We start from the raw sequence: 5,383 nt of genomic DNA, 5'->3' as shown, positions 1-5,383 counted from the left end.
AACCTGTCGTGCCAGCTGAGGTTCTCGTCGGCGACCGGGAGGTCCGCGCCGCTGGCCTGCTCCAGGGCGTCGACCGCGACCTCGGCCACGCTGCGCGCGGACGCCGCGGCGCTGCCGCCGATCGGGGCCACCAACGGGGTACGCGAGCGGGCCCACCGGTCCAGCGGACCGGCCCAGTTGGGCAGCCGGTCCCCGGCCCGACCGAAGACGAAGGGCAGTTCGAGTACGGCGACCGGCAGGCCCTCGCCGGCGGCGGCCCGCCCCTCCCGGGCCTGCTCCAGGCGACACCGGATGTAGGTGTGCCGCTCGGCGAGGCGCCACTGCGGATGGAGCCGGTCGAAGTAGGTGTAGTAGGAGCCCATCACGACACCCCGGGTGAGACCTTCGAGGCGTGCGGCGGTGAACAGGCGTACCACCGGGTCGACGTTGTCGCGGCGGAACTCGGGATAGATCGGCTTGGGAAGCGGCCGTTGCTCGTCGGTGCGGGTGGCGTACACGACGCCGTCGTGCCCGGCGAGCAACGACCGCAGCTCGTCGATCGAGGCGGACCCGACATCGAGCAGGTGGTCGACGCCCGACTGGGCGGTACGCGCCACCGTGGTCGCGGCGTGGCCACGCTCCCGGAGCACGTCCGCCACATGAGCGCCGATCAGGCCGCTGCCACCCACCACAAGAATGCGCACGGTGCATCGTCCACTCTGGAACCGGCTCCTTGTCAAGCCGCCGCCGCTGCCGCAACGCTGCGGTCCGACCAGAATGGCCCGGGTTGCAGGGTCACCCGGACGAGTCCGGTGCGGGCATGGCGCAGGTCGACAACCGGCGAGGGTGCCGTCCACACCCCGACATTCGCCTAGATTCGAGGTGCGGGACACCATCGCTGTGTGAAACGGGGTTGAGGATGCCGGAATCGCGCGCCTTTTGGCTGGACGAGCAGTTCGACCGCGAACACGGCACCGACGGGCGCGGCCGGTACGAGGCCGAGGTGCTTCGTCGGATCGACGACTTCGCCGACACCTGGGGTGACTTCGCGCCCGTGGCGTTCGCGGTGACGGCGTGGCGGCTGGCCACCGAGCTGTCGCCGGGCTTCGTCCGCTGGCACCGGCGGATCATCTCGGCGACCTGCGCCCGCAGCCACTGGGACGGCAGTCTGGTCTGCGCGGTGACCGTGGCCTCCCGTTGGCCGGCCGAGCTGACCTGGACCAAGCAGTGGCAGCGCGACCGTGGTTGGCAGGACTGGCCCCAGCTGTTCGGCCAGTTCACCACACCCACCGAGCAGGACCAGACGCGCCGGCCCCATCTGCGCGCGCTGCTTCAGGTGGAGGCACCGGTCCCGCTCGACGATCTGCCGCCGACGCCCGACGGCCCGGACGATGACGTCGCGGTGGCGGCGCGCCGGGCCGTGGTGGTGCTGGCCCGGGAACTCAACGATCTCCTCGCGCCGATGATCGGGCAGCTCGACGCCGGAGTGCCGGCAGATTCCTGAGCTGCGCGTCGGGCGGTAGGTTCGTCGGCGTGGATCTGGACGACATCGCCGCCCGACTCGGGGTGCCCGTCGAGGACGTCGACCGCGTGCACCGGCTCGCCGGTGACAGGCGGTCAGCCCCGTTGCCCGCGAAGGCGGACGCGCCCGCGATCCTCGACCGGCTCGCCGTGCGGCCGGACGACGCCGCCGAAATCCTGGCGGGATGGCCGGAGCCAGGTTCTCCGCTGTGGACGACGGAGCTGCGCTGGCTGCTCGACCGCTCGATCGCAGTGGTCCGCGCCGACCTCGGGGGGTACGACTGGCTGCCGCCCGGCCCGGAGCTGCCGCGAGACCGTGGGCCCGCCTGGCGGCACCTCTACGTGTACGCGTACCTGGCCCTGGTCGACGTGGTGCGGGGCTATCACCGCGACCACCGCGTCCCCGATGCCGTGTCCTGGGCGACCCTCGCTGACCTGGGCCGCAACCTCGCTGTCGACCGACGCATGCGTGGTGATGGCTGGCCGGTCATGCAGAGCTGGCTGACGCTGCACTCGCGCGGCGCCGTCTACGAGTTGGGCCGGCTACAGCACCAGCGCGGCAACGGCGCCATCGGCCTGCACGTCCCCGAGTCGGGGCCGTTGCCCCCGGAGGCGGTCGCGGCGTCGTTGGACGAGGCACGGGCGTTCTTCCCACGACATTTTCCCGAAGAGCGCTACACAGTGTTCTCCTGCGGCTCGTGGCTGCTCGACCCGCAACTGCGGGAGTACCTGCCGGAGGACTCCAACATCGTGCGGTTCCAGCGCCGGTTCGAGCTGGAGCCCTACCAGGAGTCGGAGGGGCCGGACGCCGACATCGAGATGCTGCGCTTCGGGTTCCGCACCCTGACCATACCGCTGGACGAGTTGCCGCGCCGCACCGTGCTCCAGCGCGCGATCATCGACCATTTGCGGGCCGGCGGCCACTGGCACTGGCGCCGCGGCCACTTTCCGATCTAGGCAGCCGCCCAGCGCGCCGCCTGTTTCACGGAGTAGGGCCCGGCCTGGTCACCGTCCAGGCCGGGCCCTACCTTCGCTCGTCAGCCGGTGGTCAGGACGAACCTCTCCCAGGACCCGACCGACGTCCGGTTGGCGATCAGTGCCCCGGCGCCGGCGTTCTCGGCGGCCACGATCTGGTTGTTGGCCAGGGCCCGCAGACCGACTGTCCCGTCCGAGTTGGTGATGATCTGGAAGGTCTCCCACTGTCCGACCGTCGTCCGGTTCGCGATCAACGGATCCGCGCCCGCGTTCTCCGCGCACACGTACAGGCCGTTGGCGCGCGACCGGAGGGCGATGTTGCCGTTGCCGGCGTCCACCCGGTCGAACTGCTCGGTGGTGCCGACGCTGGCCTTGTTGGCGATCAGCGCGCTGGTGCCGACCGCCGACACGTACTGGTTGTTGACCTGTGCCCGCAACGTCGTCACCGGGGTGCTGCTGGCGGTGCCGGTGGTGAAGGTGAACGCGTCAACGTCGAACAGGTAGCCGGACCCGCCCTTGAACACCAGGTACAGCGTCGTCGACGCGGTCGGCGGGTTGGTGATGGCGGTGGAGACGTCGACAAACGTCTCCCAGTTGCCGGTCACCGGCACCGTGGCGGTGCCCAGCAGGGTGCCGGTGGCGGAGCCGGTCCGGACCTCGATGGTGCCGCCCGCCCCGGCCGAGGAGACCCGGGCGGTGAACCGGGTCGCGTTGGACAGGTTGTACGGCTGGTACGAGATCCAGTCGTTGTTCTCGATGAAGCCGGCAGAGCGGCCACCCTCGGCGCTGGTGTGCTCGGAGGCCTGGACGCCGGACTGGGCACCGAAGTGCTCACCCTGACGGTGCTTGGGTTGCAGCGTCTTGATGCTGTGCGTGGTGAGCCCACCGTTGTCGGTGTAGGCGGCGTCGAAGACCCCGTAGATGTTGGCCGCCGAGTCGTGCTCCCCGTCGGTCGGGAGGGTGATCGTGCCGCTGCACCCGTTCTTCGAGGTGATCTGGTGGGCGTGGCTGTCGTGGCCCAGCGCGTACGTCAGGCTCACCTTGGAGCAGTCGATAGTGCCGTCCTGCGGGTCGCTCACCGAGATCTGGTACGGCACCGTGTCACCGAAGCTGAACAGCTGCCCGTCGGCCGGCGCGCTGAGCGTCACCGTCGGGGCCGTGTTGCCCACGGTGATGACCAGGCTCGCCGTGCCGGACAGGCCGGTCGGGTCGGTGACCTTCAACGTGGGGGAGTAGGTGCCGTTCGTGGTGTACGTCTTGGTGGGGTTGGCCGCCGTCGACGTGGTGCCGTCACCGAAGGTCCACAGGTAGCTGAGCGCGCCGCCCTCCGGGTCGGAGCTGCCGGCCGACGAGAAGTTGACGGTCAACGGGTTCGCCCCTGAGGTGGGGTTCGCCGCGGCGACCGCGATGGGGCTGCGGTTGCCACCACCGATGTACTCGATCCGGAACAGCGCCTGGTTGTTCGAGCCGGTGCCGTAGTCCAGCACGTACAGCGCGCCGTCCGGGCCGAAGGCCATGTCCATGACCTGCGTGCCGCTCCACGGGAAGCTGGAGATCTCCCCCCGGGAGCCGTCGGAGTTGATGGCGATGGGCTTGATCCAGCGGCGGCCGTACTCGCCGGCGAAGAACTGGCCGTTGAGCGAGGCCGGGAACTTGATGCTGGAGTTCAGCGAGGCGTCGTACCGGTAGACCGGCCCGCCCATCGGCGACTCCGAGCCGCTGCCGAACTCCGACGGCGAGCCGGAGTCGCCGGCGTACTTGATCCAGGCCGGCTTCGCCGCGGGCAGCGTGGTGAGCCCGGTGTTGCGGAACGAGTTGTTGGTCGGCCCGCCCGTGCAGTTGTACTTCGACTGCGACGGCCCGGACGGGAAGGTGTATTCGTTGTATGTTTCGGTGCTGGTGTTGGTCCCGGTGCAGTACGGCCAGCCGTAGTTACCCGGTGCCGCGATACGGTTGAACTCCACCTGACCCTGGGGGCCACGGCTGGAGTTCGTGGACCCGGCGTCGGGGCCGTAGTCGCCGAGGTAGACGACGCCGGTTGCCTTGTCGACGCTCATCCGGAACGGGTTGCGCAGACCCATCGCGTAGATCTCCGGGCGGGTGCCCGACGTGCCGGGGGCGAACATGTTGCCCGACGGGATCGTGTACGTGCCGTCCGCCTGCGGCTTGATCCGCAGCACCTTGCCCCGCAGGTCGTTGGTGTTGCCCGCCGAACGTTGGGCGTCGAACTGCGGGTTGCGGTTGGTCCGTTCGTCAAGTGGCGCGTAGCCGGACGACTCGAACGGGTTGGTGTCGTCGCCGGTGGTCAGGTACAGGTTTCCGGCGCCGTCGAAGTCCAGGTCACCGCCGACGTGGCAGCACTGCCCCCGGTCGTTGGCGACCTGGAGCACGATCTTCTCGCTGCCCAGGTTGAGCGTGTCGTCGCTGTTGAGGGTGAACCGGGACAGCCGCAGGTGCCCCTTCCACCGGTCCCAGTCGGACTGCGAGCCGGTGGTCGGGGCGTCCCCGGACGGGGTGCTCAGCGTGGGCGAGTAGTACAGGTAGATCCACCGGTTGGTGGCGAAGTTCGGGTCGACGGCGACGCCCTGCAACCCCTCCTCGTCGTGCGTGTAGACGGACAGGGTGCCGGAGACCTTGGTGTTGCCGGCCACGTCGGTCACCCGCAGGACGCCGTTTCGAGCGGTGTGCAGGACCGAGCGGTTGGGCAGTACGGCCAGGGACATGGCCTCACCGAGCTCGGCGGAGCCGGTGGCGAGCTTGACCTGTTGATAGTCGGAAGCGGGAATCACCACCGCCTGGGCGGTGGACGGTGCAGCCACAGCGAGGGCCGCGCTCGCGACGGTGAGTACCGCCGCGAAGAGCGCCCGGGGCCAGCGCCGGGGGTACGAGGGCATTATCGTCCTTTCTC

At 69.9% G+C, this 5,383-nt stretch carries 4 protein-coding genes; 2 read left to right on the top strand and 2 right to left on the bottom strand.

All coding sequences use genetic code 11. From position 1 onward, the window contains the following. Positions 1-683, bottom strand: a 683-nt coding sequence (locus DLJ59_RS00685; protein ID WP_148096916.1) for an NAD-dependent epimerase/dehydratase family protein, incomplete at its 3' end; no start/stop codon positions are given. A 215-nt stretch (positions 684-898) separates the two neighbouring features. On the opposite strand from DLJ59_RS00685, the gene DLJ59_RS00680 reads away from it, so the two are divergent. Continuing rightward, a complete protein-coding gene (locus DLJ59_RS00680; protein WP_244235766.1) occupies positions 899-1,483 on the top strand; it encodes a hypothetical protein in 585 nt (194 codons plus the stop codon). 29 nt (positions 1,484-1,512) lie between these two features. Then, on the top strand, positions 1,513-2,457 hold the full coding sequence (locus tag DLJ59_RS00675; RefSeq protein WP_124770589.1) for an acyltransferase domain-containing protein: 945 nt from the start codon (positions 1,513-1,515) through the stop codon (positions 2,455-2,457). A gap of 80 nt (positions 2,458-2,537) precedes the next feature. On the opposite strand, the gene DLJ59_RS00670 is transcribed toward DLJ59_RS00675, so the two are convergent. Further along, the gene (locus DLJ59_RS00670; protein WP_124770588.1) at positions 2,538-5,369 is read right to left on the bottom strand and encodes a PQQ-dependent sugar dehydrogenase; all 2,832 of its coding nucleotides are present in this window, start codon (positions 5,367-5,369) and stop codon (positions 2,538-2,540) included. Positions 5,370-5,383: the final 14 nt, after the last annotated feature.

Source organism: Micromonospora inaquosa (genome assembly GCF_003857055.1).
In the GTDB taxonomy this organism is placed as follows: domain Bacteria; phylum Actinomycetota; class Actinomycetes; order Mycobacteriales; family Micromonosporaceae; genus Micromonospora; species Micromonospora inaquosa.
The sequence above is the reverse complement of the archived record's forward strand: the minus strand, read 5'-3'. Positions and strand labels throughout refer to the sequence as shown.